32 protein-coding genes are annotated in these 25,650 nt (G+C 35.9%); 12 read left to right on the plus strand and 20 right to left on the minus strand.

Annotated features, from left to right (window positions below; all coding sequences use genetic code 11):
* Positions 1-65: 65 nt before the first annotated feature.
* Together H4J39_RS18425 and H4J39_RS18430 are read right to left on the minus strand one after the other, a co-directional pair.
* Entirely contained in the window at positions 66-1,508 is a 1,443-nt protein-coding gene (locus tag H4J39_RS18425) for a M48 family metalloprotease (RefSeq protein ID WP_259368885.1), read from the minus strand.
* 29 nt (positions 1,509-1,537) lie between these two features.
* Entirely contained in the window at positions 1,538-2,173 is a 636-nt protein-coding gene (locus H4J39_RS18430; RefSeq protein WP_182229784.1) for a hypothetical protein, read from the minus strand.
* A gap of 153 nt (positions 2,174-2,326) precedes the next feature.
* On the opposite strand from H4J39_RS18430, the gene H4J39_RS18435 reads away from it, so the two are divergent.
* Both H4J39_RS18435 and H4J39_RS18440 read left to right on the plus strand, forming a co-directional pair.
* Positions 2,327-2,572, plus strand: a complete 246-nt coding sequence (locus H4J39_RS18435) for a sulfurtransferase TusA family protein (RefSeq protein WP_182229785.1) — start codon at positions 2,327-2,329, stop codon at positions 2,570-2,572.
* A gap of 22 nt (positions 2,573-2,594) precedes the next feature.
* On the plus strand, positions 2,595-3,668 hold the full coding sequence (locus tag H4J39_RS18440; RefSeq protein WP_182229786.1) for an AI-2E family transporter: 1,074 nt from the start codon (positions 2,595-2,597) through the stop codon (positions 3,666-3,668).
* A gap of 21 nt (positions 3,669-3,689) precedes the next feature.
* Here the strand turns inward: H4J39_RS18440 and H4J39_RS18445 are convergent, their stop codons facing one another.
* The 4 genes from H4J39_RS18445 to H4J39_RS18460 all read right to left on the minus strand — a co-directional run bounded on the left by H4J39_RS18445 (position 3,690) and on the right by H4J39_RS18460 (position 5,936).
* On the minus strand, positions 3,690-4,292 hold the full coding sequence (locus H4J39_RS18445; RefSeq protein ID WP_182229787.1) for an AAA family ATPase: 603 nt from the start codon (positions 4,290-4,292) through the stop codon (positions 3,690-3,692).
* Positions 4,293-4,334: 42 nt separating this feature from the next.
* Complete coding sequence (locus tag H4J39_RS18450) at positions 4,335-4,844, minus strand: M48 family metallopeptidase (protein ID WP_182229788.1); 510 nt, start codon at positions 4,842-4,844, stop codon at positions 4,335-4,337.
* A 67-nt stretch (positions 4,845-4,911) separates the two neighbouring features.
* On the minus strand, positions 4,912-5,385 hold the full coding sequence (gene bcp, locus H4J39_RS18455) for a thioredoxin-dependent thiol peroxidase (RefSeq protein ID WP_182229789.1): 474 nt from the start codon (positions 5,383-5,385) through the stop codon (positions 4,912-4,914).
* Positions 5,386-5,408: 23 nt separating this feature from the next.
* Positions 5,409-5,936, minus strand: a complete 528-nt coding sequence (locus H4J39_RS18460; RefSeq protein ID WP_182229790.1) for a glycine cleavage system protein R — start codon at positions 5,934-5,936, stop codon at positions 5,409-5,411.
* Between the two features lie 342 nt (positions 5,937-6,278).
* Between H4J39_RS18460 and bamC the strand changes: the two genes are divergently transcribed.
* Positions 6,279-7,364, plus strand: coding sequence for an outer membrane protein assembly factor BamC (gene bamC, locus H4J39_RS18465; protein ID WP_182229791.1), 1,086 nt, complete (start codon positions 6,279-6,281; stop codon positions 7,362-7,364).
* 145 nt (positions 7,365-7,509) lie between these two features.
* Here the strand turns inward: bamC and H4J39_RS18470 are convergent, their stop codons facing one another.
* The 7 genes from H4J39_RS18470 to H4J39_RS18500 all read right to left on the minus strand — a co-directional run bounded on the left by H4J39_RS18470 (position 7,510) and on the right by H4J39_RS18500 (position 14,245).
* Positions 7,510-7,776: a hypothetical protein gene (locus tag H4J39_RS18470; RefSeq protein ID WP_182229792.1), complete on the minus strand. Its 267-nt coding sequence runs from the start codon at positions 7,774-7,776 to the stop codon at positions 7,510-7,512.
* Positions 7,769-8,461 carry a M15 family metallopeptidase gene (locus tag H4J39_RS18475; protein WP_182229793.1) on the minus strand — a complete coding sequence of 231 codons (693 nt, stop codon included), beginning with the start codon at positions 8,459-8,461 and terminating at the stop codon, positions 7,769-7,771. Before H4J39_RS18475 ends, H4J39_RS18470 begins: the two co-directional genes overlap by 8 nt.
* Positions 8,462-8,466: 5 nt before the next feature.
* On the minus strand, positions 8,467-9,630 hold the full coding sequence (gene dapE, locus H4J39_RS18480; RefSeq protein WP_182229794.1) for a succinyl-diaminopimelate desuccinylase: 1,164 nt from the start codon (positions 9,628-9,630) through the stop codon (positions 8,467-8,469).
* Positions 9,627-9,974 carry an arsenate reductase gene (locus H4J39_RS18485; protein ID WP_182229795.1) on the minus strand — a complete coding sequence of 116 codons (348 nt, stop codon included), beginning with the start codon at positions 9,972-9,974 and terminating at the stop codon, positions 9,627-9,629. The genes dapE and H4J39_RS18485 overlap by 4 nt, the downstream gene beginning before the upstream one ends.
* A 14-nt stretch (positions 9,975-9,988) precedes the next feature.
* A complete protein-coding gene (locus H4J39_RS18490; RefSeq protein WP_182229796.1) occupies positions 9,989-10,369 on the minus strand; it encodes an ACT domain-containing protein in 381 nt (126 codons plus the stop codon).
* Positions 10,370-10,911: 542 nt separating this feature from the next.
* The gene (gene pta, locus H4J39_RS18495) at positions 10,912-13,026 is read right to left on the minus strand and encodes a phosphate acetyltransferase (protein WP_182229797.1); all 2,115 of its coding nucleotides are present in this window, start codon (positions 13,024-13,026) and stop codon (positions 10,912-10,914) included.
* 4 nt (positions 13,027-13,030) lie between these two features.
* Positions 13,031-14,245 carry an acetate kinase gene (locus H4J39_RS18500; RefSeq protein ID WP_182229798.1) on the minus strand — a complete coding sequence of 405 codons (1,215 nt, stop codon included), beginning with the start codon at positions 14,243-14,245 and terminating at the stop codon, positions 13,031-13,033.
* A 196-nt stretch (positions 14,246-14,441) separates the two neighbouring features.
* Here H4J39_RS18500 and yfbV point away from each other — a divergent pair, with 196 nt between their 5' ends.
* A complete protein-coding gene (gene yfbV, locus H4J39_RS18505; RefSeq protein WP_259368891.1) occupies positions 14,442-14,867 on the plus strand; it encodes a terminus macrodomain insulation protein YfbV in 426 nt (141 codons plus the stop codon).
* 22 nt (positions 14,868-14,889) lie between these two features.
* Here yfbV and rlmA read toward each other — a convergent pair whose 3' ends face one another.
* Positions 14,890-15,705: a 23S rRNA (guanine(745)-N(1))-methyltransferase gene (gene rlmA, locus H4J39_RS18510; RefSeq protein WP_182229800.1), complete on the minus strand. Its 816-nt coding sequence runs from the start codon at positions 15,703-15,705 to the stop codon at positions 14,890-14,892.
* Positions 15,706-15,710: 5 nt separating this feature from the next.
* Positions 15,711-16,517, minus strand: coding sequence for an exodeoxyribonuclease III (xthA, locus tag H4J39_RS18515; protein WP_182229801.1), 807 nt, complete (start codon positions 16,515-16,517; stop codon positions 15,711-15,713).
* Between the two features lie 205 nt (positions 16,518-16,722).
* On the opposite strand from xthA, the gene H4J39_RS18520 reads away from it, so the two are divergent.
* Positions 16,723-17,268 (plus strand): VC2046/SO_2500 family protein, encoded by a 546-nt coding sequence (locus H4J39_RS18520; protein WP_182229802.1) that lies wholly within the window; start codon positions 16,723-16,725, stop codon positions 17,266-17,268.
* A gap of 2 nt (positions 17,269-17,270) precedes the next feature.
* On the opposite strand, the gene H4J39_RS18525 is transcribed toward H4J39_RS18520, so the two are convergent.
* Both H4J39_RS18525 and H4J39_RS18530 read right to left on the minus strand, forming a co-directional pair.
* Positions 17,271-17,780: a YchJ family protein gene (locus tag H4J39_RS18525; protein ID WP_182229803.1), complete on the minus strand. Its 510-nt coding sequence runs from the start codon at positions 17,778-17,780 to the stop codon at positions 17,271-17,273.
* Positions 17,781-17,875: 95 nt separating this feature from the next.
* A complete protein-coding gene (locus tag H4J39_RS18530) occupies positions 17,876-18,367 on the minus strand; it encodes a hypothetical protein (RefSeq protein ID WP_182229804.1) in 492 nt (163 codons plus the stop codon).
* A gap of 527 nt (positions 18,368-18,894) precedes the next feature.
* Between H4J39_RS18530 and H4J39_RS18535 the strand changes: the two genes are divergently transcribed.
* Genes H4J39_RS18535 through H4J39_RS18565 form a run of 7 tightly spaced genes read left to right on the plus strand, consistent with a single transcriptional unit; the run spans position 18,895 to position 24,042 of the window.
* On the plus strand, positions 18,895-19,554 hold the full coding sequence (locus H4J39_RS18535; RefSeq protein WP_182229805.1) for a response regulator transcription factor: 660 nt from the start codon (positions 18,895-18,897) through the stop codon (positions 19,552-19,554).
* On the plus strand, positions 19,554-20,960 hold the full coding sequence (locus tag H4J39_RS18540) for an ATP-binding protein (RefSeq protein WP_182229806.1): 1,407 nt from the start codon (positions 19,554-19,556) through the stop codon (positions 20,958-20,960). Before H4J39_RS18535 ends, H4J39_RS18540 begins: the two co-directional genes overlap by 1 nt.
* Positions 20,961-21,007: 47 nt before the next feature.
* Positions 21,008-21,367 carry a cupredoxin domain-containing protein gene (locus H4J39_RS18545; protein ID WP_182229874.1) on the plus strand — a complete coding sequence of 120 codons (360 nt, stop codon included), beginning with the start codon at positions 21,008-21,010 and terminating at the stop codon, positions 21,365-21,367.
* A complete protein-coding gene (locus tag H4J39_RS18550) occupies positions 21,367-22,164 on the plus strand; it encodes a hypothetical protein (RefSeq protein WP_182229807.1) in 798 nt (265 codons plus the stop codon). Before H4J39_RS18545 ends, H4J39_RS18550 begins: the two co-directional genes overlap by 1 nt.
* Positions 22,161-22,865 carry a hypothetical protein gene (locus tag H4J39_RS18555; RefSeq protein ID WP_182229808.1) on the plus strand — a complete coding sequence of 235 codons (705 nt, stop codon included), beginning with the start codon at positions 22,161-22,163 and terminating at the stop codon, positions 22,863-22,865. Before H4J39_RS18550 ends, H4J39_RS18555 begins: the two co-directional genes overlap by 4 nt.
* Positions 22,865-23,608 (plus strand): DUF1461 domain-containing protein, encoded by a 744-nt coding sequence (locus H4J39_RS18560; RefSeq protein ID WP_182229809.1) that lies wholly within the window; start codon positions 22,865-22,867, stop codon positions 23,606-23,608. Before H4J39_RS18555 ends, H4J39_RS18560 begins: the two co-directional genes overlap by 1 nt.
* A gap of 41 nt (positions 23,609-23,649) precedes the next feature.
* Complete coding sequence (locus tag H4J39_RS18565) at positions 23,650-24,042, plus strand: OsmC family protein (protein ID WP_182229810.1); 393 nt, start codon at positions 23,650-23,652, stop codon at positions 24,040-24,042.
* 52 nt (positions 24,043-24,094) lie between these two features.
* Here H4J39_RS18565 and H4J39_RS18570 read toward each other — a convergent pair whose 3' ends face one another.
* From H4J39_RS18570 to H4J39_RS18580, 3 genes are all read right to left on the minus strand, one after another.
* Positions 24,095-24,499, minus strand: a complete 405-nt coding sequence (locus H4J39_RS18570) for a lysozyme inhibitor LprI family protein (protein ID WP_182229811.1) — start codon at positions 24,497-24,499, stop codon at positions 24,095-24,097.
* A gap of 72 nt (positions 24,500-24,571) precedes the next feature.
* On the minus strand, positions 24,572-24,874 hold the full coding sequence (locus tag H4J39_RS18575) for a YciI family protein (RefSeq protein WP_182229812.1): 303 nt from the start codon (positions 24,872-24,874) through the stop codon (positions 24,572-24,574).
* Positions 24,875-24,903: 29 nt separating this feature from the next.
* Positions 24,904-25,494, minus strand: coding sequence for a septation protein A (locus H4J39_RS18580; protein ID WP_182229813.1), 591 nt, complete (start codon positions 25,492-25,494; stop codon positions 24,904-24,906).
* Positions 25,495-25,650: the final 156 nt, after the last annotated feature.

The raw sequence follows: 25,650 nt of genomic DNA on the forward strand, positions 1-25,650 counted from the left end.
ATACTCGCTTTATCTTTTGAATGAGAGGTTATTCACTCTATTCAGATAATGCAAGTGATGCTGGGTTATAGCCTTTTTAGTTTTTGTTCTTGATCTTGAAGTTGTAAAATTCGTGCTTTGATACGTTTTTCGACAATGGGTTGATTTTCTGTAAAATTATAACCAGTCTGTAATTCATCAACAGCGCGCGAGTATGCGCCTAAAAGAGCGAAAACTTCTCCTTTGGTGGCATGCATCAGTGCTTTTTTATCTTGTTTTTGATAAACAGTCGTTAAAATGTCATAAGCGATAAAGTTACCGGGCTTAACTAATAGGAAGTCTTGTAAAAGTACTTCAGCAGCTGAATATTTTTCATTTTCAAGCAAAGCGTTGGCATAGTTTAAAGTAACAACTTGGTTGTTAGGCATCAGTAGGTTTAGCTCATTGAGCATGACTAACGCTTTATCTATCTCTTTTGTTTTAATATAAACATCGGTTAGCGCGTCAGCATAAAATAGGTTGTTCTTATCATCAGCTATTAATTTTTCAAGGATTTTTTTAGCATCTTGATAATCTTTATTTTCAAAAAGTGAAAGGGCTAAGCCATAATTAACTGCTGCTTTATAAGTATAATTTTGTTTTTTTATATCATCTTCAAAAGTCGCAATATTTTCTTGGGGTGTTGATTCGTATCGTGCTTGAATACGTGCTTTTGCTAGTGCAAAGTTTAAGCTAGGTGCTGAAGGACGTGATTCTAAACCATGAGCACGAATACGTGCGTCTGCTATACGAGATTCAGGCACTGGATGCGTTAAAAGCATGGCAGGGGGCTTTGATGTATAACGATACTTGGTGGCCATTTTACCAAAAAAATCTGGCGCACCTTGGGGGTCGAATCCACTTTGTGCTAATAGCGTTATGCCTACGCGGTCGGCCTCTTGTTCGTTGCCACGAGTAAAGTTAATACTTGATTGTTTCGATGCAGCCATTGTCGTTGTTAATGCAGCCATACCTACAGAAGGATTGACGAGTGCAAGTAGTACACCTGAAATCATTGCTGCGGTTGTTAAGGGTTGATTTCTACTTTGAGCCTCAAGTCTTCTGGCTAAGTGACGTTGGGTAACGTGAGATATTTCATGGCCAATAACCGAAGCTAACTCGCTTTCAGTATCGGCGAGCGTAATTAAGCCACTATGAATACCGACATGCCCACCAAAAAAAGCAAAGGCATTAATTTCTTTATTTCTTATAATAAAAAATTCAAAGCTATAATTTACATCTTGAGCATTTTTGACTAAACGGTTACCTAAATCGTTAATATATTCAATTAAAACGGGATCATTGATAAGCGGCTGCGAAGCACGAATATGACGCATCATAGCACCACCAATTTGACGTTCTTTATCTATCGATAAAACACTAAATCCAGACGTGCCAATTTCGGGCAGTTTGTTTTTATTATCTTGAGAAAAGCCGTAAGGGCTCGCCAGTAATGTGGTCAATGTGCAAGCAAATAATAATGATTTCAATTTAAATATACGTTGATAAGGCAAATTAATTATTCCGTATTTGGGTCAAGGTTATCGAGTAAATCAGCTATGGTGAAGTTAGGTCTTCTTCTATAGAGCTCTTTACAAAAATCTGCAATGGAATAACCCATCACATCGACTATTTCAAATGATTTACTGAGTTCATTTATTAACTCTTGAACACGTTTATGTGAGTATTTTATTAACGCTAAATCTGCTAGGTCTCCGTTCTTAAAAGTAAAAACGATAAAGGAAATTAAGCTACTAACCCTAAACAACATTTGCATTTTTTCAGGTGACCATTGTGTAAATGGGCATAATGGATGTTGTGATAATGTTCCATAGACCCGTTCACCTTCGACTATCGGAAAACAATGAAGTTCATAATTTTGCTCATCATAATAATGACGTAAGGTTATTTGTGGTTTTTTTGTGACCGTAACGTTGCCATTTTCATCACTAGCACCTTCCAAAAGTGTATAGTTCCAATTGTTTTTGTTAAACAGTTCTTTGTATGCACTATCAAAACCATGAGTCAGAATGCCGTCCATATCACTAATTGAAGATGCCGCCATATGATATATAGCTGGAACATCACCCCAATTAAGTTTCTTTTTATAAGCGGTAATTTCTTTCAAATTAGATGTTATCGGTAATTCGTTCATTTTACCTCTGCACTTATTCTTCATCAAATTAAAATAAATAATACAATAACATTGTAATCAATTGTCGCAAATTAGATAATCAAACAAAAGGTTTGTTTATCGTTATTTAGTGACAATGTTGTTAACCGATGAGTTTTTAAGTGATAGGTACTTATGATCTATGAATATGATGGCAGATCTGAAAAATGTCCGGTGCCTTTAGTACAATTAAGATTACTGTTAAAAAAAATGTCGAGTGATGACTTTTGTTTATTAAAAATATCCGATCAAGGTTCGATTAAAGATATTCCAAAACTATTAACTAAACAAGGCTTTACCTATGATGAGTCTTGGCTTGAAAAAAACACACTTGAGCTTTTTATTCGAAAAGCGAATGACACTTCCTTTAACCGCACGTAAATCAAATAGGTAAGTAATATAAATGGTTTCATTATTTTCTCAATGGTATAAACGTAAATTTTCTGACCCTAATGCCGTAACGTTATTAGTTATACTGTTATGTGCATTTTTCTTTGTTTTTTTCTTTAATAATTTACTTATGCCGGTATTTGTTGCGATTGCCATTGCGTTTTTATTAGACCTACCTGTTCATCGTTTAATGCATATAGGCTTATCAAGAACATTTGCTGTGAGTTTAGTTGTTGTGATGTTTATTGGTATTTCTTTAGTGGGTATTTTAGGATTAATGCCCGTTATATGGCAGCAAAGTAGTAACTTGTTAAAAGAAGTGCCCTATATGGTGTCGCAAGGCCAAATTTATTTGCTGACCCTTCCTGAACAATATCCCGATTTAATCAATGCTGGGCAAATTGAAACCTTAATATCAGCGGTGAATGATAAGTTAATTGAATGGGGACAAGTTGCCTTAAGAGCTTCACTTAATTCTATTTCTGATATTGTCGCGTTAATGATTTATTTAATTTTAGTACCGTTAATGGTGTTCTTCTTTTTAAAAGATAAGAAAGAATTAATCTCGAGTTTTACCTCGTTCTTACCTAAAGAGCGCTTAATGGCTACGCAAGTTGGCGATGAAATGTATCGACAAATTATGAATTATATTCGTGGTAAGATTATTGAAATCATCATTGTGGGTGCCGCTTCTACTATTGCTTTTGTTGCTTTGGGGTTGAATTATGGTGTTTTACTGGGCGTCTTAGTGGGCTTGTCTGTTCTCGTACCCTATGTTGGAGCAACTATTGTTACTTTTCCTGTTTTATTAGTTGCGCTATTTCAATTTGGTACTGGCAGTGAGTTTGGTTATGTCATGATAGCTTATGGTATTATTCAAGCCATTGACGGTAATATTATTGTCCCTTTATTGTTTTCAGAAGCCGTGAATTTACATCCTGTCACTATTATTGTGGCTGTTATTCTCTTTGGTGGTATGTGGGGTTTTTGGGGGATATTTTTCGCGATTCCACTGGCAACACTCGTCAAGGCTGTTTTAAATGCTTGGCCCTCAAATAATGACTTTCCCGAGCAGGATAAATGCTAAATACGATAAGGTTTTTCAAACCTATCGTGCTGCTTTTTGATACTGTTCGATGATTTTTTGAATGGTCGTTATACCAAACATAACTTTATTAATAAATGATTCGTCACTGTTAATTAAGTTAAAGTTGGGATGCTGCGACCAAATTGCTTGCAGTTTATCATCAATAATAATCGCTGCATTTTCTGATTCATTGCGAATAGGGTTGTTACTTTTTATACTTTCACCAGATTTTGCCGCACTTTCAAAGAATATAACCGCATCGTAACGGGCGAGTTCATCTTCAAGGTTGGTATTCATAGTCTTAAAAAATTCATCAGGACCATCTGGCCAATAAGCGAGGCCGTCTAATGAACCTCGGTCACATAATATGATGCTGTGCTCAAATGTCGCTCGCTGAATATTTTCTAAATGTTTTTGTAAATAAAAAATAGCGGTTTGCTGGGCTTTTAATACCTGATTATTGTTTGAACGCTCAATACCACCACTAAAAATCATGGTTGCTGCCTCAGGTACTGTGGCAATTTTTCCTGAAAATTCGCGACGAATAAGATCAAGCGCTGTGGTTTTTCCGCCTCCAGGTCCACCAGTAAGTACGATACGTTTTTTTATATTTGTTATTTTCATCAGTTTTCTCTTACGGTAGTTGGCATAAAAAAGGCTTAAAGGTTATTGGTAAATATCGCCAAATAACTCTATTTGAGTTAAATAAATACGTAAATCAAGCTCTACTTGATGGTAATCGCTTTGCATATGCTCGCATAGCTTGTAAAAGTTTTTATTGTGATCTTTCTCTTTTAAATGGGCAAGTTCGTGTACAACAATCATTTTTAAAAATGTTTCAGGACTTTTTTTAAATAAAGCGCCAATACGAATTTCATTTTTACTTTTCAGTTTACTGCCCTGAACTCTCGATATATAAGTGTGTAAGCCAAGCGCATTATTAATGACATGAATTTTATCGTCATATTTTATTTGGCTCAAAGGTTCTGATTTTTTTAGATACTGATTTTTAATCTCAAGTACGTAACCACGTAGGGCTTTATCATTGTATATTTGATGAGCCGTTGGGTATTTTGCTAATAAATACACTGATAACGTTTTACCGCTTATCATTTCTTGCACTTTGGTTTGAATATCTAAGGAGTAAGCGGAAAGGTATTTTAAAGGTACAGTCATTATCTCATTCTAGTTAAATGGCTAGTTTATATCAATGGCTATTACATTGAACAAACTAGCCGTTTTATTAATTTTCAGTCTTTAAAAAGTCTAACACTACTTGATGATGATCTTTGGTTTTAAATTTATTAAACACATGACTAATTTTACCATCAAGACCAATAAGGAATGTTAAACGATGTATTCCGTCATATTCTTTACCCATAAATTTCTTTAAACCCCACACGCCAAAAGCATCAGCAACACTGTGATCAACGTCAGAAAGTAAGGTGAAATTTAATTCATCACGCTGACAAAATTTAATTAAGCGTTTAGGCTCGTCAGGACTAATACCAAATACAACCGTATTTAATTGCTCAAGTTCGGCTTTATTGTCTCTTAGTCCTTGCGCCTGAACAGTACAGCCAGGTGTCATTGCTTTAGGGTAAAAATACACCAACACTTGTTTTTTACCTATATAATCAGCTAAAGCAACTTCATTGCTATTTTCATCAAGTAAAGTAAATAGTGGGGCGGTTTCGCCAACAGTTATTGTTTTCATGGTTATCCTACTAAGTATTATGTTTATATAAGGTTTGAATTAACTTTTTTAATACAGCCTTGCACCCCAACTTGTTCACAGAGTTCAAAATAGTCGCTTTCAAGCTTTTCTATACTCGTTTCTTCGGTTAAGGCAATCAGTATTGTGGCGCACATTTGATTACTTACCGGGTCAATTTCTGATTTCAAAGAAGATAAGTCAATATTTCGGGTAGCAAAAAATGCAGTCATTGCTTTTAATACACCAGGTTGATCAATGCCAGCATAATCAACTTGATAATGATGGGTGAACTCTCTCTTTTTATATCCAGAGGTTCTTTTCATCATCGTGGTTAATTCAAGTTTAACTGCCATAGCGGGTAATTTGTTTTCAATTTGATTAATCGCTTTTGCGCTGCCATTTAAAAGCATAATCAAAGAAAACTCTAGACCAAAAATTGCCATTCTACTGTCTATAATATTACAGCCACATTTACTGGCGAGCTTAGTGAGTTCGCTCACACTTCCTGTTCTGTCTGCGCCCATCGCTGTGAGCACTAAATATTGAGACATAGTTAACCTAAGTGTTTTAAAAAGCGGCTATTGTAACGTATTTGAACCAGATAAAAACCCGTATTAAAGAGAGAAAATATTTATTTGTGATTTTTCGAGTTGAATTCTTGTGTTTGTAAAAACAGCCAAGTACCATGGAGCCCATTAATTTGTCTGATAACATGCTTGTAAATGCTGAACAATAAAATCTAAAGATAATATTGGAACTTAATACAGATAATTTACTCAAAGAGCAGGTTAAAGTTTTCGTTGTGTTAAATTAATGACGCAAGGTTAACTTTTATATCAGCTTTACATAAGAACAAACTTTAAAAGATTCAGATTGTATCCTCAGGAGTGTTAATGAATCGTCGTATATTTTATTTTTCCTTGTTAAGTCTCGCAGTAACAGGTTGTGGTAGTATTAATAACAAAAGCGCTATGGGCGACTTTGAATACGCCAAAGAGAAAGAAGCTCAAGAATTAAGTATTCCAACAGGTTTAAATAAACCTAAAAAAAATACAAAGTTTTTTATCTCTGATGATATTAATCACAAAGGGCCCGTGGGTCAAAGTGTTGATGTGAGAGCACCTTCACTTGTACTTCCAGTGGCGTCATCTTCACGTGTTGTTCCTGGCACAACAGACTCTAAAATTTGGTTTGACCAAGTATTAGAAGATACTGATTTAAAAGAATTTTTAACCGATGCATTGCGAGAGCAACTCGTTAATGATGGTGTTGTGTTAACTGCTCTCGACACAGAAGATAAAGTGTTTGAATCAGACTGGTACCATAATGAAGAAATTTCTGGGTATTGGTTATTTAAAACGGTAGATAGCAGTGAAAGTGTTCGTTTTAACTATTCATTTGAAAGCAAACCCCATGGTCGTAGTGTCGCCTTAACGGTGAAATTGATTGATTACATGCGTACAGATAAAAGTGGCGCGAGTAAAACGATGGACTTAATTGACAAGCAACGGGCTGAAATGGCGATGCTCAATCAAATTGTTGCCCAAGTTGACTTTAAGTATCGTTTAAAACAACGTGAAAACCGCTTAATGCGAGCGAATCAAAAGTTTGTCACTATTGGTGAAAATGCTCAAGCAGAGCCTGCTTATATCGCAGAAATTGATATTGAAATGCTTTGGTCTAACATGCCATTGTTTTTTGCAGATTATGGCTTTGAAATAACAGATTTAAATGAAAGTAAGAAAATTTACTTTGTAGATTTTGTTAAACCCGAAAATAGCTTATGGTCAGTTATTTGGGGCGATGATGTACCTGTCATTGATGTTGATGAAGCCAAATATCAATTTGTGCTTAGCGATGAAAAAGGTAAAACATCAGTAACTATTTATGATGTTGACGGTAATGTATTACCGATAGAAACATTAGAGCGTATTTTTCCAGTAATGGAAGCAGGCTTATCTTTTAGAGACGCTTTGTAATACTCTTTAAACGTAGTTAATAAAAAACGCCGCTAAATTGATTTAGCGGCGTTTTTGTTTTAATCGATAATTTAAAATAACTAACAACATTATTGTTAGTGAACTGAGTTAGTATAAAAGTTTTAAAGTAACGAAAGCGACGACCTTAAGACTCTTTTTTTAAAGCAGACTGCTTTGCTATTTCATTGGCTTCTGTTACTAAGGTACTTCTTTCTTTTAGCTCAACAGGATCATTTGAAACAATTGTTGGCATTTTATGTGCCTGTTTATGTGTACGCGGCAGGGTTTCTTTTAAGTCATTTAAACTCTGTTTTCGTAAGGGCGTTTGCGCATTCTTTTGAACAACACTAAAGTTGCCAAGGACTAAAGCGAAAGCAGCAATAATAATGACGATGACTAGCCAGTTATCCATAGTGGATACTCCCAATATTTTGTATATAGTTTTGATAAATTTTTGACAACTGTCTCATTATTTCATTTTTACCTGATATTTCTGCTTTTAGAATAACGGCTTCAATACAATTAAGGGTTAATCGCTTTTCGCCATATTGCGCTATTGGCCAATATGATAAATGCCAAGGCTCTATCGCGACACCACCGCGAAACTTGTCGTATGGAAGATAGAAATCAAAGCGACAGGCATTTTTAGCTAACCACTGGCTCAGTAAGTAAAAAGGCCCGTCTGCGGCAAATTCCCAAGGCTCTAACTGTAACTTCTGGTTTGCCGGCAATAAATTTGCTGCATAGATATCAATATCGCATCCCCAATGATGGCGACTTGCTCCAGGTAATGCTGAAAAATATAAAATAGCATTAATAATTTCTTGCTCAGTCATTACTTCAATATTGAGGATTTCACCTTGTTGGTTTTTAATCGGTAATTGCCCAGAAAACTTTCTATTCCAAATGGTTAATTGCCGGTCGAAACCTCTATATCCACTGGCTATTTTTAGATCCAAGCCCGCTGACTTTGCCTCTTCAGACATTGCTATCCATGCAGACAATGCTTGTTGATGAATTCCTGTCCTCTCATCTAACCAAGTAATATGACTATCGTCATGTCCTGTTAATTGCTTTTCACTTAATATTTTTGTCATTAACGTTATGCTGCTGGTGTTTGATCAGTTAAGGCATTAACGAGCGTATGATAATAAATATCAGTGAGAGAGATTAAGTCATCGCAGCGAACACTTTCATTCACTTGGTGAATAGTCGCATTGCAAGGGCCAAGTTCAATCACTTGGGCCCCTGTCGGTGCGATAAATCGACCGTCGGATGTACCACCAGATGTCGATAGCTCGGCATCAATATTGGTCACCGTTTTTATTGCTTTAACCGCCGAATCAAGTAAAGTTCCAGGTTCTGTAATGAAGGGTTTTCCGTTAAATGTCCATTTTATTTCGTAGGTTAATTGATGCTCTGTAAGTACCGCATCAATCTTATCCATAATATTCTGAAAGTTTAACTCTGTACTAAAGCGTAAATTAAACCAAGCAGTTAAATGACCAGGCACAACATTAGTTGCGCCAGTGCCTGACTCTATGTTTGATAATTGAAAACTCGTCATAGGAAAATAGGCATTACCGTTATCCCAATGCATTTTACTCAATTCATCTAATGCAGGCATTGCTAGGTGAATGGGGTTTTTGACATGATCAGGGTAAGCCACATGGCCTTGTTTACCGTGTATAATTAACTCTCCCGAGATAGAGCCCCGACGACCATTTTTAACAATATCGCCAACCTGATGAGAACTTGTTGGCTCACCAACAATACAGTAATCTATTTTTTCGTTACGGGCTTCGAGTGTATCGATAACACGTGTAGTGCCATTGATAAAAGGGCCTTCTTCATCACTGGTGATTAAATATGCGATTGAACCATGATGGTCAGGGTGATCTTTGACAAAACGTTCAGTAGCGATGATCATAGCCGCTAAACTGCCTTTCATATCAGCTGCACCACGACCATATAACATGCCGTCTATAATGGTGGGTTCAAAAGGGGGGGTATGCCAACGTTCTAAATTCCCGGCAGGAACAACATCAGTATGACCAGCAAAACAAAATACGGGCGCGGTTGTTCCACGTCTAGACCACAGGTTGGTGGTATCTTCAAAGATCAGTGTTTCATTATTAAAACCGAAATTTTCTAGACGTTCAGCCATCATTTTTTGACAACCAAAATCTTCAGGTGTTACCGAAGGGCGCGCGATTAAATCAATGGCGAGTGAAATCACTTCATGGGTAAGGTTAATATCACTCATGATAAAAATAGCGCTTGATATAACGGTTCTTTAAAACCCACTTCAAAGCACGTGTTGTGATCAGCTAATGGTCTTTTAAGTAACGTGGGTTGAGCTAACACCGCCTGAAAAATAGCCTCATCGGTTAAGTTGTCTTTAATTTCATCAGGCAGATTTCTAAAGGTAGTACTGCGTTTATTAAGTAAAACATCCCATGAGCTTTTGCTTACGAATTCATTGAGTAACTCTGGCGTTAGCGGTTGTTTTTTAAAATCGAAAAAAGTGTACTCAATCGCTTGATTATCAAGCCATTTAGTCGCTTTTTTAACAGTGTCACAATTTTTTATGCCGTAAATGGTGGTCATGAAATTTCCTAAAACTAAATTATTTGATAATCATTGGCTAGTAAAGCGGCTGTTGCCAATGATACATTTTGTGATTTTACTAAAATATAATCAGTATCAAAAGTTGATATTGCAAAAATACTAATTTTTTCATTCGCTAATATTGTTGATATTTTAGAGAGAATACCAGTCAGCGTAAAATCCAGTGGACCGACAACCTCAAGCGCTTGCCAATCTTTTTCGACTTCATCACTCATAATATTGATTGTTTGAGGGAGAACAATGGACGTTTCCTCATAGGTTTTGGCAATAAAAAATATTGGCGCGTCAAACACCGCTTTGGGTATGTCGACATCGCGCGCTAGGCTATGAATGGCAAAAGTTTCTTCAAGTAATTTGAGGGTAAACGTACTCATGGCAAGCCACCTTTAGATAAAAGGTTACTATAGCGTTTACTGGCTAATGTTTAAAGTAGTGATAACCGCGGGAAAGCGATTTATATGATGTATCGGTAAGTACTTTGTTGCTGCGCTATACAAGAAAATGAGGCAGAAATAAATATTATTGTTTCGTTATGGACCCGATGTAACTTATACAGAGCTGGTGCGTATATTATGTTTGTTTTGGATAGTATTTTGTGCTAAAGATGGTTATTTTATAGAATCAGCATCAAACATTAAAAAGTTATTGAATTCTCAGTGGTTAACCTCTTAAATCACCACTAAAAGTTATTAATGATATCCACAAAAGCTGTGGGCATTGTTGTGGATAACTATTGCTTTATCACTTATCTTTATGTTTTTAAAGGTAAAATTTTGTTGGTTGTTTTTTGTCTAGTCGCTAATAAATGATGTAATTATAAATAATTATAAAAATAGTCAACTCTATATTAAATCAGCCTCAACTCAATGAAAATATAAGCTAAAAGGTTAATAGAGCGACCTTTTAGCTTAGTAAACTATGTTTTTGCTTGAATAGCTGTTAATGCAATTGTATAGACTATGTCATCGACTAAAGCGCCACGGGAAAGATCATTTACTGGTTTTCTCATTCCTTGTAACATCGGTCCGATACTGACTAAGTTAGCTGAACGTTGTACCGCTTTGTAGGTGGTATTACCGGTATTTAAATCAGGAAAAATAAAGACATTAGCCTTACCTGCAACCGGGCTGTTAGGGGCTTTTTTCTTCGCTACATTTTCCATAATCGCAGCATCGTACTGCAGAGGGCCATCAATAATTAAATCAGGTCGTTTGGCTTGTACCAGTTTAGTTGCTTTGGCGACTTTTTCTACGTCTGCTCCAAAACCAGAGCTACCTGTGCTGTAACTTATCATGGCGACTTTAGGCTCAATACCAAATTTTATTGCTGAATCTGCTGACTGTATCGCTATTTCAGACAACTGTTCTGCGTTGGGTTCGGGATTAATAGCACAGTCGCCGTACACAAGAACTTGTTCTGGTAATAACATAAAGAAAATAGATGATACGAGTGAACTTCCCTCAGCGGTTTTAATTAGCTGTAGAGCAGGTCTAATCGTATTCGCTGTTGTATTTACTGCGCCAGAAACTAAGCCGTCTACTTCACCTAATTGCAACATCATTGTCGCTAATACAACGTTATCTTTTAATTCTTGTTGAGCAACAACGTCCGTTAATCCTTTATGTTTTCTTAATGCCACTAAGGGAGCTATGTAGTTGTCACGAATCAAGGCAGGGTCGGTGATTAATAACCCATCAGGTAACTGAATGCCTTGTTGTTCTGCAATCAGTAAAATGCTTTCTTTATCGCCCAGTAACTGACAACGAGCAATGCCACGCTCAACACATATTGCCGCTGCTTTTATCGTTCTGATATCGTTACCTTCAGGTAAAACAATCAGTTTATTAGCACTACGGGCAAGCTCAGTTAACTTATGTCTAAATGCAGGTGGAGACATTTGGCTACTTTGTGCCACATTCTCGGACAATTGTTGTAACCAGGTCGAAGACAAGTTATCAGCAATATATTCTTTTATTTTTTCATGTCGTTGAATATCATCTAGGGGTGTTTCTGGGTTGAAGTTCATTAAATGACGAGACGTTTGCCAAGTATCCCAAGGCACTGAAAGTACAGGAAGTCCAGCATCTAAAGCTTGTTGGCATAAGGTCATTACTTGTTCATTTGGCTTATAGCCATTGGTCAACAATAACGCACCAACCTTGGTACCATTTAATGCAGATAAACAGGTAGCGATAATAATATCTGTTCTGTCACCGGGGGTGACAATTAATCGGCTAGGTTGTAAATGGCTCATTAAGTTGCCAACGCTACGTGCGCAAAAACTAATACTGCGAATGCGGCGATGAGACATATCTCCAGCATTTAACACTTCTGCGTTAAGATAATGGCAAATATCAATGACGCGGGGGGCAATTAAGTCCATTTCCCACATGATAGTGCCTAATAAGCCAAAATGACGGTTATTAAAAATAGATAAGTTAATCAGAGGTGTAATATCAAGTTCACTGTTAAATTCATTTTCTCGGGGCAGTAGTCCATATTCGTCTTTGTCAGGGCTATTAATTTTGTTGATGATACAGCCAATTACGCGTTTGTTTTTTATGCCACCAAAGGTTTCTGCACTAACTTCTATACGGTCTTCAAACTCTTCTGGGCTATCGTTGTCTGGAGCTGCTACGAGAACGATATCTGCGGAAAGCGCTTGTGCAACATCGCGGTTAATTCTACCAGCGTAAGGTTGACGAGTTGTTGGAATAAGGCCTTCAATAATAACGACATCATATTCTTTTTCAAAATCAATAAAATCACCGACAATTTTTTCTAAAACAATATTATGCTTACCGTCACCCATTTGCTGTTCAACATACGCTAATGATATTGAGGTACCCAGGTTAGTCATACTTTCAATAGGTTTATTTTTTTGGGTTAATAAATTGCGCGAGGGCTGGCTTATGGGTTTAAAATGCCCGACCTTAATACCTTTTTGTTGGCAAGCATGAAGTAAACCTTGCGCAACACTTGTCAGCCCAACGCCAAAACCAACAGGAATCAACATTATTCTATGAGACATCGCTTTATTCCTTATCGGGTAATTTATTTAATAAAAGTTGTGAGGTTTGCTCGGCAATAACCCATTCTTCATTGGTTGGGATAACTAAGATTTGACGAGAATTTTCAGTATTTATATGACCTGCTTGACCAAAGCGACATGCTATGTTTTTTTCATTAGAGACCCAAAAATTAAGTAGGCTAAGTTGTTCAATAATACTTTCACGAATAAGCGCTGAATTTTCTCCTATGCCACCAGTGAAGATTAAGGCATCTAGTGAAGTCAAGCTGGCAGTAAATGAAGCAATTGATTTTGCGATTCGGTAGCAAAATATGTCTAATGCTAACTTTGCTCGTGGATTCTTATCTTTCAACCAAGCATCTTCAATTTCACGGCAATCGTTGCTTAAACCTGAAACCCCTAGTAGACCACTTTCTTTATGCAGCAAATGACTCACTTGCTCTGTGGTATAACCTAATTGATTGATGAGGTAGAAAATAATACCAGGGTCGACATCGCCACTGCGTGTTCCCATCATAACGCCTTCAAGTGGTGTAAAGCCTAAACTTGTATCGACACTCTGCCCATTTTTAATCGCTGAAACGCTGCAACCATTACCTAAATGAGCACTGATGAAATTACCTTCGTTGAGCGGTTTATTAAGTTTTTTTGCGGCTTCTTGTGCAACAAAATAATGGCTAGTACCATGAAAACCATACCGGCGAATGCCATTTTCTTGGTAAAGGGCGTAGGGAATACCATAAATATAAGCTTTTTCTGGCATAGTTTGATGAAATGCGGTATCAAAAACAACTACTTGAGGTAAATTTGAAAAAACAGCTTCTGCCGCGTTAATACCGATTAAGTTTGCAAAGTTGTGTAAGGGTGCAAGTCGAGATAAATTATCGATTAATTTTTTTACCTCATCGGTAACTAATGTAGGCGTGCAATAGCTTTCCCCGCCATGAACAACACGGTGGCCTATCGCAAAAATTTGTAAATTCAGTTTATACAAGGCTAATGCTTCAACTAAAGTGAGTATCGCTGTTTGATGATCAAATGGGCTAGATAATATACTTTTTGTTGTTTGCCCCTGATATTTGATTTTTATACTTGCTTGGTCAGATAATAAGCGTTCGGCTAGTCCTGAAAGCACTGTTTCACCGTTTTCAGGCTCTATTAAAGAAAACTTTAGGGAAGAACTTCCGCAATTTAACACTAAAATTAGATTTTTTTTCATTGTATTATTTAATGCTCATTTAAAAGGGGTTAAGTGTTTTATTACAATACGTTAATGGAAATGATTATAGACCAATTATACCGGCGAAATATTGATATAAACTAAGGAAAGTCACTTTGCGGTTATTTCATTAAAACTAGTTACAACTTTGTGCTATCTTTTAAATAACAGTTGTTATAGTGTGTCGCCTATGAATATGAGTGTAGTAGAACTAATCAAGCTAGGTCGAAAGTACATGCAACTTTGGCCTCAGCGAGCTGAATTAGGTAATTATTTTGCCGAATATCAAGCCATACAAATTAGCCGTTTGGTTTTCCGTTATTTACCGGGAATTGCGCTATTTTCGTTTATCATGCAACTTTATTTTGGTTCAATGACTTTATTGCCCCAAGCTTTAGTTTATAGTTTATTTATTTTAAGTATTCCGGTACAGGCATTGTTAATGCTAGGTCTTAAAGCTGATAAGTTTTTACCTGTAGCTCTGGCTTCTTGGTATAAAGAAAGTGTCGCTAAAGTTAATGAAGCGGGTGGTTCAATAAAGTTATCAGTGCATAAACCACGTTTTATTGATTTAGCAAAGCTACTTAATATTAGCCACCAATCTCAAAACTCTACATTTTGATTACTTCATTGTCCCGTTAAAATTAGTGAACCGTATTTTGATAAAGACGTATTAAAAAGTCTGCTTGGCAAGTAAAGTTATCTCTCGCTTTTAAGTCGTCAAGCAAACTTTCACTTGTTTTAAAGGCAAAAGGGGTCATAGCCAACAAGTTAATGATGTCTTCACCTTGGGTAAACTCCATCACATAATTTACTTCTTTTTGCTCAATTAATGTTAAATGTTCAATAGGACTTTTACTGATATCATGCTGCTTAGCATCTCTGTATATTAATGCCTTCAACTCAATTAAATGATTTTTTGCTGGCGTTACTGTGACTAAATAGCCTTTGTCTGCTAATACTCTCGTGAACTCTTGTTCGAGAATAGGCGCATAAATAGAGTTAATCCAAGAAAAGTAATTTTCACTAAAAGGTAACTGTGACAATGTGCCGACGCTAAATTGACAATCTTGGTATTTTTTAGCGGCATTTTTAACGGCATTTTTAGCAATATCAATACCGTAAACATTATTTGTTGGCTTTACATACTGCTGAGTGTAAAACCCTTCACCGCAGCCAGCATCAAATACAGGCTCTGTTAAATCACCATATTGTTGATAAAGCGACTGTAATTCGTTAGCAAGAGGTTGATAAAAGCCTTTATCTAAAAATGCACGGCGAGCATTAACCATGGCTTTATTGTCACCAGGATCTTTTGAATGTTTATATTGAACAGGCAATAAGTTTACATAACCTTCTTTAGCCTCATCAAAGCTATGATTGTTTTCACAACGATAGCTTTTGCTTTTCAACGTTAATGACTTTTTGCAAATTGGACAAATATATTGGGCAGGGAACATAATATTTACTTAAAAGTTGACCAAATAGGGGCATGATCTGAAGGTTTTTCAATACCACGTAATTCGTAGTCAACATCAGCTTCGATACACGTTGCTGCCATTTTATGAGTCGCTAATACGACATCAATACGTAAACCACGGTTATCAACAAAGCCTTTTGAGCGATAATCAAACCACGAGTAACGTTCTGTTTTCGTCGGGTGTAAATCTCTGAAGGTATCTTTAAAGCCCCAATTCATTAAGGTGGCAAGCCATTCTCGTTCTTCTGGTTGAAAGCTACACTTTCCTGTTTTTAACCAACGTTTTTGGTTGGGTTCACCAATACCAATATCTAAATCAATTGGGGAAATATTAATGTCTCCCATAATAACCACGTGCTCTTCAGGTGTGTGATTTTCATTTAAATAAGTCATTAAATCTTTATAAAACTGGCGCTTGTAAGGGTACTTAGTTTCATGGGCAATATTATCCCCTTGTGGAAAGTAACCGTTAAGTATCGTTACTTTTTCACCTTGCTCATTGGTAGTTTCAACCATGATCATGCGCTTTTGAGCATCGTCTGTATCGCTCGGGAACCCCATCTTTATAATACTAGGTTCTTTTTTACATAACATAGCAACACCATAATGTGCTTTTTGACCATGAAAATAAACGTGATAGCCCATCGCTTCAACAGCTTCTATAGGAAATGCATCATTATGAACTTTGATTTCTTGTAAGCCAATAATATCAGGTTGATGTTTATCTATTATGGCTTGAAGTTGATGTAAACGCGCGCGGAGGCCATTAATGTTAAAGCTAATGATTTTCATAAAAACACTCAGTATTAATTTTTTTCACATGCTACCAGAAGTTATCATCGAAGGTTATTATTAATTGCGAGTGAAGAGAATTAGACACTTATTTAACCCCCAATACTAATCAACAGCAAAATTTGTAAATAAATGAAAATTAAGCTCATTAAAATGAATATTCTGTCGATATAAACTTTATATAAAACAATAAAGTTGAAGATCATTGCTTACAGAGTCAGTTGACAGTCAAATTCTGGTACACGAATTACAATTAGGTGAACAACTTAATGAAAGTGTACACAGTGCCCGACGTGCAGACTTTTCTCTATTATTGGCGATGTTAACTGACGATGTACGTAGCCATAGTCAATTTTCTTTGCCAAAAACTGTCGCTGATATCAAAACGACTAATGATTTAAGTTTACGTAGAGACTTTGAACTTCCTGAGAAAGCGCCTTTATCCTTAGATAAAAAACACACGATAGCCATGTTTGATCAAGCCGAGCTTATTCAACAAAATAACTTAGCAGAATTACGTTTATCGAATGCATTATCACCTAGACCACTCGCCTTTCGTGATGATAAAAAGCATGTAGCACAGCTAGTCTTAAGTAATACATCACTTTATTGTCAGAAAAAATTTGATCAGCAAAAAAATAACACGTTGTTGAACTCAGATACTTCAAGATTATCATTTGACGCGACAGGTTGGCTTAACGCTGTTCATAACACGATAGTAAAGGCTCCTTTACTTGATGCTATTGCCTGACTTTATGAACCACAGCATTGTTTAAATTTTTTATTGCTATAACAAAAACATAATTCATTTCTTTTTGGGGTAGGTAACTCTTCGTTGATACTGACCTCACCATCTAGATAACGCCATTGGCTATCTTCGACAATAAAACGTGAAGTTTCTTTCATTATAAAATATGTACCTTGGTGTTGGTAATAAGCAGAAAAACACACTGTGTTCGACCTATCCTCCTTTTTATCAGAGTTTATTGATTTTTTAATATTAATATCAGCATATTCACTTGCTGAATTTATGGTGAGTTTTAACCATTTAGTGTCTTTTGCCCATGCAAGAATATCAGTCAATGACTGATGTGCTCTGCTAGATTCGGCGTAAGTATTATAAATATAATCAGCAGACTTTTTTGCATAAGCACTATAACGTGAACGCATCAATTGCTCGGGTGAGCGCGCCTGCGCTTGTTGATTTATGAATAAAAAACAACACTGTTTGAAACTAATATTCGAACCACATGGGCATTGCATAAAACAAGCATATTCCTAAAAAAGCAGTTCATCTATTTTATCAGAGCAAAATTTTATTTTCTCTTTTATCAACGGAAAAATATTTTCAAACGAAATTAATGTAATAACAAAGAAGAGTCCGAAATAGTTACGTAATTTGCTAGTCGGTTTTGGTTTAAACGTTTTTGTGTTTGCTTCGTTAAAATAATGCATTTGGTTTGTCCTTTCTCAGCGAATTGAGTTAATTGAGTTAATTGAGATTTATCTAATGTGGCATTACATAAAATAACCGCCGAGCAATGACCTTTTTCTAAGGCATTTTTGATGGTTTTTAGTGAGATGTTCCGTTGATGAATACTAACTTTTAGAATTTTTTTAGGATCTATTTTTCCTTGGGTAGATAATTGTTGAAGCGGCTTTTCTTCAGGATTTATCATTAAGATCCACTTGTTATCTAGATCATGTTTTTGGAATATATCAGTATACTGCTGAGAAACTTCAACGGTATTTGCAATAACTCTTACATCACACCAATTGGGTTTTTCAATAGCTAAACTTTTATTTTTTATAGGTAACGCATTGGTATTAAAGTGATTTAATAAATTCATTTCTCGAACCTCGATATACTGTATAAACGTACAGTATATCGTTTGTGGTGTTTATTCAAGCACTTTTTTGATAATTTATATGTTAGCTATATTGAGAGACATACACTTTTGCGGCATACAAAGGTATGAATGAAGCGGTGTATACGCTTTGCTCTGTGTTATCAATGAATGAAGTCATAAGGACAGACAGTTGACGCTATTGTTATCTAGGATGATAATAATTTTTCCTTAAGCTTTACCTAAGAAAGTTTTGTTATTTTGTTTTCCAGCCCCCTTAATCGAAGAGAATCCTGCGCTGGCATATATCACCTGTTAGATAACTAAGTTTGGCATTATTTATTTTTATGGAGAAACTTTGTCTGATGAGCGAGAATATAAGCAGGGCCACTGTTTTTTTTGTGCAATAAACTTGTCTTAAAGATAGCGAGAAGAGAAAAATAATTTTTCATAAAATATCGAAAATTCATCTATGTGGTCTTTAATCAATATAAATAATAGTTGTAGGTTTTAATCATTCAAGGAAACACATGCGTATATTGTTAGTTGAAGACGACATGCCATTAGCTTTAGGGTTGCAGCAGTCACTTCGCCATGAAGGTTTTGTTGTTAATCATGTTGATAATGGCAATGCGGCAATTTCAGCGCTGGCTGTCCCTGATCAAGATTTAGTGATTCTTGATCTAGGCTTGCCTGATATTGACGGTTTAGAAATACTTAAGCGTACTCGTGATCGCAAGCTTGGCATTCCTGTGATCATTCTTACGGCAAGAGACTCACTTGAAGATAAAATCAAAGGCTTAGATTTTGGCGCAGACGATTATTTGGTTAAACCTTTTGAGATTAGTGAGCTGTTAGCCCGTCTCAGAGTGATTGAGCGTCGTTTGGGAACTGCTAAATCAGCATTGATTATTTGTTCACATGTGACTATTGACACTACTGCACATAAAATTTTTATTGGAGAGGATGAACTCAAAGCGTCGAAAAAAGAATATATGGTGCTAAAAGCATTAATGGAAAATGCAGGTAGAATTCAATCAAGGGAACAAATTGAATCGCGATTATATGAATGGGGTGAGGAAGTGGCAAGCAATGCTGTAGAAGTTCATATTCATAACTTACGAAAAAAACTGCCTGATCAATTTATAAAAACAGTGAGAGGCGTAGGTTATACGGTGAACAAAACTTAATGTCGATTCGCCGTTATTTAGTCCTTATACTATTGTCAATTATCACGTTGGTAACATTTCTTGCTGCTATACAAGGTTATAAGGCGAGTATGAGTCAGGCAAATGATTTATTTGATGAACAATTACAAATTATAGGGAAAACGTTACTCGCGACATCGGCAACTTATAATAAAAGTGCCTTTGAAAGCCCAGCAAGTAAAGCAACCGTTATACGTTCTGACCATATAGCTTATCAATTATTCAGTAATGAAACCTTATTATTACGGACTAATAACGCGCCTCAGATGATATTAACTGATTTACCTTCGGGGTTTACTGACCTGAATTTTCTAGGGCAGCGTTGGCGAGTATTTATTGAAACAGCCAAAGAACAACAACCTCATAAAAGGGTGCTTGTTGCTCAACCGCTTGAACAAAGATTTTCGTTAGCACAAGACGTCATTTTGTCTGCGGTGACACCTATTATTTTGGTTATTCCCGTTATTGCGTTATTTATTTTCATGGCAATTCGTCAGGCTTTAAAGCCCTTGACTGTTTTACGAAGAGAACTCTCAGAAAAAAAAATAAATGACTTGTCAAAGCTTTCAAGTCAAACATCAACAAAAGAATTACAACCCGTTATTCACACACTTAATTTATTATTTGAGCGTTTATCATCTGCTTTTACCCGTGAACGTCATTTTGCCTCAGATGCAGCGCATGAGCTTAGAACTCCATTAAGTGTGCTTAAAATTAATGTGCACAATTTACAAATGACCCAAAGTGAAAAACTCGACAAAGACGGGCAAGTTTCTCTTATGCAATTAGGTCAAAGTGTTGACCGAATGGCACATGTTGTTGATCAAATATTAACGCTTAATCGTACCAACCCTGATCAACTCACTATGGCCGTTACTCAACTTGAGTTACAGGCTTTACTACAACAGGTGATCAGCGATTTATACCCTGAAATAATGAAACATCAGCACGACATTTCACTTGAAAGCCAAGTTTCTACAATTTACGCAAATGAATTTGCTCTACTCACGTTAGTTAAAAACTTAATTGGTAATGCCTGCAAATATACACCCAATGGTGGACAAATATTGGTGAAAACACGGGTTAATGAACAAAGCTTTACGCTAATCGTCGAAGACTCTGGTCCTGGTATTGAACAGAGTGAATACGACAGGGTTTTTGACCGTTTTTATCGTGTTGGTGGTGATAGCCACCAATCAACTGTGGTAGGGTGTGGTTTAGGTTTAGCCATTGTTCAGCATATTGTTAAATTACATCAAGGGAAAATAACTTTAGCAAAATCAACACAATTAAATGGGCTTAAAGTGTCAGTAACCTTTCCTCAAAAGGCTCAGTTCAGTAATATGAAATTAAATCAGTGTGAACAAAAACAAGAGGATAATACGTGAAATTGCGTTCTGTTTTTATACAAAAAATCAGTATTATTAGCCTTTTTATGTCTTTAATCTTGAGTCTTAATGTATGGGCTAAGCGTGCTGAATACATTGTAGAGTTAAAAGATCACTTGTTTTTTCCTGCCGTGATAAAAATTCCTCCTAATGAAAAAATTAAACTCATTATTTATAATCGCGATACAACGCCTGAAGAGTTTGACAGCTTTGATTTAAATCGAGAAAAGGTTATTTTTCCAAACAAGAAAGCGGTTATTTTTATTGGTCCATTACCCGAAGGAAAATATCAGTTCTTTGGTGAATTTAACCCTAATAGTGCGAAAGGGACTATTGTGGTTACACCGAGTCCAGAGCGTAATGAAAGAGTAAAACCTCTGGCAGAAAATAAACCTGGAGGTGCTTAATGTTGATTAATACCGTCCTTTTGTTTTTGAGTAATAGCCTCGTTGTTTTTATAGTACTGGCATTATTATTGTCGATTAAAAGTAAGTTTCACTTGTCTAGTTTTACGCTATTTAGTGGCGCAGTCACTGGTGTTTTTCTGATGTTATTACTTTGGTTCTACATCGATGTGATCAGCCAATTATTTGATGATACAGGGCTTGAATGGTTTTATGCCAGTACGCATGTACTTGTGTATATATTGATTTTGGGCTTTATTAATACCTCAAATAAAATTGAAGATAGCCCTAGCGAATGTAAAAACTCTTTATATGCTGCAGCTATTCTGGCATTTCTTATTATGCTTCAAGGCACTACTTTCCTTATTTATTTTATCGGGTATTGGTCGCAAGCCAATGTCGTTAATACTCTTTTTATTGGTGTTGTGTTAGGTGTAGGTATTTGTATTAGCATTAGTATTTTATTGTATTTTTTCTGCTTGTTTCTCAATGAACGTTTCTATGCTCGAAGTACTGAACTTATTTTCATCCTTTTTGCTTGCGGATTATTGAATAAGACGAGTGATTTATTATTACAAATTGATTTTTTACCGAGTAGCCGGATGATTTTTGATCTCAACTTTATTGTCAGAGAAAAGTCTGAATTAGGACATTTTTTGAAAGCTTTATTGGGTTACGATGCAAGTCCCACATTACTGCAAATTGGCCTTTATTTTACTGCTTTGCTAACGGCACTTTTTTGGTGTCAACTCCCCAGCAAACCTTGGCGACTATTTCGCTTTAAGGAAGTTATATCATGAAAAAAGCACTTTATGCTTTAGCATTACTGTTTAATTGTTTCTATAGCAGTTTCACCTTCGCTGATGGTGTTGTAGTCGACAAAGTTTATCATCCTTATGTTTTACCTAATGAAAAGGAAGTTGAGTGGCGGCTATTATCTCACCAAACGGATAACACCAATGATTTAGCTCAGCGCTTTGCTTATGGACAGTCGGTACTTGACGATATGATGGTAGAATTCTATATCGTGGGTGAACGTGATGTCGATGGCAATTTTGGTGTGTCTGCTTACGAAATTGAAACGCGTTGGATGTTAACAGAACAAGGTGAATATTGGGCTGATTGGGGCATGCTTTTTGAATTTGAAAAAGAGCATAATAAAGACAGCTGGGAAGTAACTTCAGGTTTACTGTTTGAAAAAGAAATAGGCCGTACCAGTTTAAGTATCAATGCATTTTTGATTTATGAATGGGGTAATGACATTCAAAATGAAATAGAAATGGAATTTCGTGCTCAATATCGTTATCGTTGGTTACCACAGTTCCAACCAGCAATTGAATTATATTCAGGCGAAGATTACGTTGGTATTGGTCCGGCATTCATGGGAATACAACGCTTTGATGGGCAAAAACAATTAAAGTGGGAATTAGGCTTTATTACTGGCCTTAATGGTAAAAGCAAAGATCATATTTTACGTGCGGCTATTGAATATGAATTTTAATGAATAATCGTTCACTGACAAGTAAGAGGGGGCTGGCTGTTATTTTATGGCTGAGCTGCTGCTTGTTCTTATTAATCTTTTCACTAGGGTTAAGTTGGCAAGTGAATAAAAGCGTTAACTTCTTTTATGGGTTTTGGTATCAACAACTTAATATTGAACAAACAATAAAAACCTATACGCCGCAAAATACCAAAGGTAAACAAGATTTTGCCAGCACTAGCACTCAACAACATATACAAAGTTTTAACGAAATAGTTGATGAAATTAACAGTAACGGTAAGCACTTAGCAACGCTAAATTATTTAAATAAAGATAACGACTATAAAACTTTATTAACAATAGCAGAGGTGGTGCATTTACAAGATGTTAGTCATTTGGTTAGCCAATTACGCTTGGTATCCGTTATTAATATTTGCCTACTGCTTATTACGATTGGGGTCATTTACTACGTAAAATCTCCCGAGCCCGGTAAAAAGCAAAAATACACCGCTGTAATTATACCAACCGTTGTGATATTCGCTATCTTTGGGCTCTTTGGCTTCACAGATATCTTTTATTATTTACATACCGTGGTATTTCCTGATGATCACCAATGGTTTTTTTATTACCAAGAGTCGTTAATGAGTAGCTTAATGAAAGCGCCTGACCTATTTGCTGCGATTGCGCTGTCTCTTGGTGTTATAGCTGGTATTATTTATTGGGTTATTTATCAATTATTAATAATAAAAATTTTTAAACGTTAATTCTTAATCATTAACTTACATTATTCAAAGGAATATTAAATATGAGAATTGAAGTCAACATGCTTGAGGGACAAGAGCTTAAAGCAATTTTTGGCGAGCATGAAATTATAAGTGATCAAAGTATTACCGCTGGAGGTCAAGCTAATCATCCAGAGCCTTTAGATTATTTTCTTGCTAGTATGCCTCTGTGTGCCGCTTTTTATATTCGTAAGTTTTGTCAACAGCGTGACATCAGTACTGACGGCATTAAAGTTTTTCAAGATGATACCCCTATTGGTGAAAATAAATATCAAAAAAAATTCTCTATACGTGTTCAGTTACCCGATAACTTCCCAGAAAAATATAAAAAAGCATTAATGGCTTCAGCAAATACTTGTACGGTGAAAAAAGTTATACAAGCAATGCCAGAATTCAATATTTCGATTGTCCCATAATTTCAGCCAAGTAACGGTTAACATAGCCGTGTACTAGACTGAAATAATAGCGTTAGGGGTTAATGACCTCTAGCTCTTTAATACGACTTTTACTCACTAATATATAACATTTTTTGTAGGCTGAAGCTGCACCTGTGCCAGGTGAAATAGCAAGGTATTGCCATCGGCAGTCATTTTCTCTAAAAGTGATAAAATTACGTTGAGAACGCTTAAACATATCTAATGCAGCTCGTCGCCCTGTTGCCAATGCAAATTCTTCAAGAATAAAAACTTGGTTGTTTATCCAAGTTTGTAATTCTCTGTCTACCGCTTCTTTGACTACATCTAAACAGCTTGATAATCCTGATGTGGTATTTTGTGTTGCTTCACAGTGTTCAATCGACTTTTTTGCGTAGCTAACTGTCGAAAAAAAGCAAAATGCTAATGTTAAGCTGTAAGTGAAAATTTTGTTCATCATACTCTTCATTAAATTTCTACATACTTTCTTAAATGATGGAATTATATATAACGTTATAATAAATAACTTAGTTTATGCAGGCAGTACTTTTTTGTAAGGTTTTACGGTTACCTTTTTATATACGCCTGCTGCAATATAAGGGTCTTCATCGGCCCATGCTTGTGCTGCTATTAAACTCTTAAATTCAGCAACAATGAGAGAGCCGGTAAAGCCTGCCTCTCCTGGGTTTTCATTATCTATAGCTGGACAAGGGCCAGCAATTAATAAGCGACCTTGGTCTTGTAATTCTCTTAAACGTGTTAAGTGCTGCTCACGTACCGACATTCTTAATGATAAGCTATTTTCTACGTCTTCTGAATATATAAGATAAAACATTTTTTTTTCCACAAATTAGGGGGTGATAGTTACTTTACGTGATTATTTTCTTCTTCAATTGTCTTATCACATTCACTGTTAGGCTTGTCTTCATCATCGGGTAAATGCTTTGACAATAATAAAACTGAACCAATAGAGAACACGAACATTAAAGCGGTTAAACCAAACACTTTAAAGTTTACCCAAGTATCTTGGTCAAAATTAAAGGCGACGTATAAATTTAATACGGCGCACAATGCAAAAAATAAAGCCCAAGCTAAATTCAGTTTTCCCCAAATATTGTCAGGTAAAGATAATGCCTCGTCGAGGAAGTCTTTGATGATGTTTTTTTTGAAGATTTTATCACTAACGAGGAGAGCAATAGCAAAAAATAAATTGATGATGGTAACTTTCCATTTAAGAAAAGTATCGTCGTGCAAAAATATAGTTAAACCACCAAATACGGCAATAAGCACAAAAAATATTAAAGTACGCTTTGGAATGGTTTCTTTTTTAATTAAATAGTAAATTATTTGCGCACCAGCAAGGATGATTAGAGAACCTGTCGCCCAATAGATATCAACAAACTTATAAACAATAAAAAAAACAACCAGAGGAAGATATTCAAACAAAGCATGCATAGTAATAAATTTTCAACCTAGGCTTAAAAGTAAACTAATTCTACGCAATGCTTAACCATTAGCCAAACAATTATTTGGCTAATGCGACAATATTACTCTAAAGATAAGGAAAAACAGAATGAGTCAACAACAAATATGATGACTCATCCTGTTTAA

Origin of the sequence: Colwellia sp. Bg11-12, assembly GCF_014076955.1 — a bacterium.
Lineage (GTDB): Bacteria > Pseudomonadota > Gammaproteobacteria > Enterobacterales > Alteromonadaceae > Colwellia_A.

Bases quoted from the DNA above. Each gene is read 5' to 3' on its own strand.
- H4J39_RS18430 (WP_182229784.1), bottom strand. From the start codon at position 2,173: ATGAACGAATTACCGATAACATCTAATTTGAAAGAAATTACCGCTTAT.
- H4J39_RS18435 (WP_182229785.1), top strand. From the start codon at position 2,327: ATGATCTATGAATATGATGGCAGATCTGAAAAATGTCCGGTGCCTTTA.
- H4J39_RS18440 (WP_182229786.1), top strand. From the start codon at position 2,595: ATGGTTTCATTATTTTCTCAATGGTATAAACGTAAATTTTCTGACCCT.
- H4J39_RS18445 (WP_182229787.1), bottom strand. From the start codon at position 4,292: ATGAAAATAACAAATATAAAAAAACGTATCGTACTTACTGGTGGACCT.
- H4J39_RS18450 (WP_182229788.1), bottom strand. From the start codon at position 4,844: ATGACTGTACCTTTAAAATACCTTTCCGCTTACTCCTTAGATATTCAA.
- bcp (WP_182229789.1), bottom strand. From the start codon at position 5,385: ATGAAAACAATAACTGTTGGCGAAACCGCCCCACTATTTACTTTACTT.
- H4J39_RS18460 (WP_182229790.1), bottom strand. From the start codon at position 5,936: ATGTCTCAATATTTAGTGCTCACAGCGATGGGCGCAGACAGAACAGGA.
- bamC (WP_182229791.1), top strand. From the start codon at position 6,279: ATGAATCGTCGTATATTTTATTTTTCCTTGTTAAGTCTCGCAGTAACA.
- H4J39_RS18470 (WP_182229792.1), bottom strand. From the start codon at position 7,776: ATGGATAACTGGCTAGTCATCGTCATTATTATTGCTGCTTTCGCTTTA.
- H4J39_RS18475 (WP_182229793.1), bottom strand. From the start codon at position 8,461: ATGACAAAAATATTAAGTGAAAAGCAATTAACAGGACATGACGATAGT.
- dapE (WP_182229794.1), bottom strand. From the start codon at position 9,630: ATGAGTGATATTAACCTTACCCATGAAGTGATTTCACTCGCCATTGAT.
- H4J39_RS18485 (WP_182229795.1), bottom strand. From the start codon at position 9,974: ATGACCACCATTTACGGCATAAAAAATTGTGACACTGTTAAAAAAGCG.
- H4J39_RS18490 (WP_182229796.1), bottom strand. From the start codon at position 10,369: ATGAGTACGTTTACCCTCAAATTACTTGAAGAAACTTTTGCCATTCAT.
- pta (WP_182229797.1), bottom strand. From the start codon at position 13,026: ATGTCTCATAGAATAATGTTGATTCCTGTTGGTTTTGGCGTTGGGCTG.
- H4J39_RS18500 (WP_182229798.1), bottom strand. From the start codon at position 14,245: ATGAAAAAAAATCTAATTTTAGTGTTAAATTGCGGAAGTTCTTCCCTA.
- yfbV (WP_259368891.1), top strand. From the start codon at position 14,442: ATGAGTGTAGTAGAACTAATCAAGCTAGGTCGAAAGTACATGCAACTT.
- rlmA (WP_182229800.1), bottom strand. From the start codon at position 15,705: ATGTTCCCTGCCCAATATATTTGTCCAATTTGCAAAAAGTCATTAACG.
- xthA (WP_182229801.1), bottom strand. From the start codon at position 16,517: ATGAAAATCATTAGCTTTAACATTAATGGCCTCCGCGCGCGTTTACAT.
- H4J39_RS18525 (WP_182229803.1), bottom strand. From the start codon at position 17,780: ATGCAATGCCCATGTGGTTCGAATATTAGTTTCAAACAGTGTTGTTTT.
- H4J39_RS18530 (WP_182229804.1), bottom strand. From the start codon at position 18,367: ATGAATTTATTAAATCACTTTAATACCAATGCGTTACCTATAAAAAAT.
- H4J39_RS18535 (WP_182229805.1), top strand. From the start codon at position 18,895: ATGCGTATATTGTTAGTTGAAGACGACATGCCATTAGCTTTAGGGTTG.
- H4J39_RS18540 (WP_182229806.1), top strand. From the start codon at position 19,554: ATGTCGATTCGCCGTTATTTAGTCCTTATACTATTGTCAATTATCACG.
- H4J39_RS18545 (WP_182229874.1), top strand. From the start codon at position 21,008: ATGTCTTTAATCTTGAGTCTTAATGTATGGGCTAAGCGTGCTGAATAC.
- H4J39_RS18550 (WP_182229807.1), top strand. From the start codon at position 21,367: ATGTTGATTAATACCGTCCTTTTGTTTTTGAGTAATAGCCTCGTTGTT.
- H4J39_RS18555 (WP_182229808.1), top strand. From the start codon at position 22,161: ATGAAAAAAGCACTTTATGCTTTAGCATTACTGTTTAATTGTTTCTAT.
- H4J39_RS18560 (WP_182229809.1), top strand. From the start codon at position 22,865: ATGAATAATCGTTCACTGACAAGTAAGAGGGGGCTGGCTGTTATTTTA.
- H4J39_RS18565 (WP_182229810.1), top strand. From the start codon at position 23,650: ATGAGAATTGAAGTCAACATGCTTGAGGGACAAGAGCTTAAAGCAATT.
- H4J39_RS18570 (WP_182229811.1), bottom strand. From the start codon at position 24,499: ATGATGAACAAAATTTTCACTTACAGCTTAACATTAGCATTTTGCTTT.
- H4J39_RS18575 (WP_182229812.1), bottom strand. From the start codon at position 24,874: ATGTTTTATCTTATATATTCAGAAGACGTAGAAAATAGCTTATCATTA.
- H4J39_RS18580 (WP_182229813.1), bottom strand. From the start codon at position 25,494: ATGCATGCTTTGTTTGAATATCTTCCTCTGGTTGTTTTTTTTATTGTT.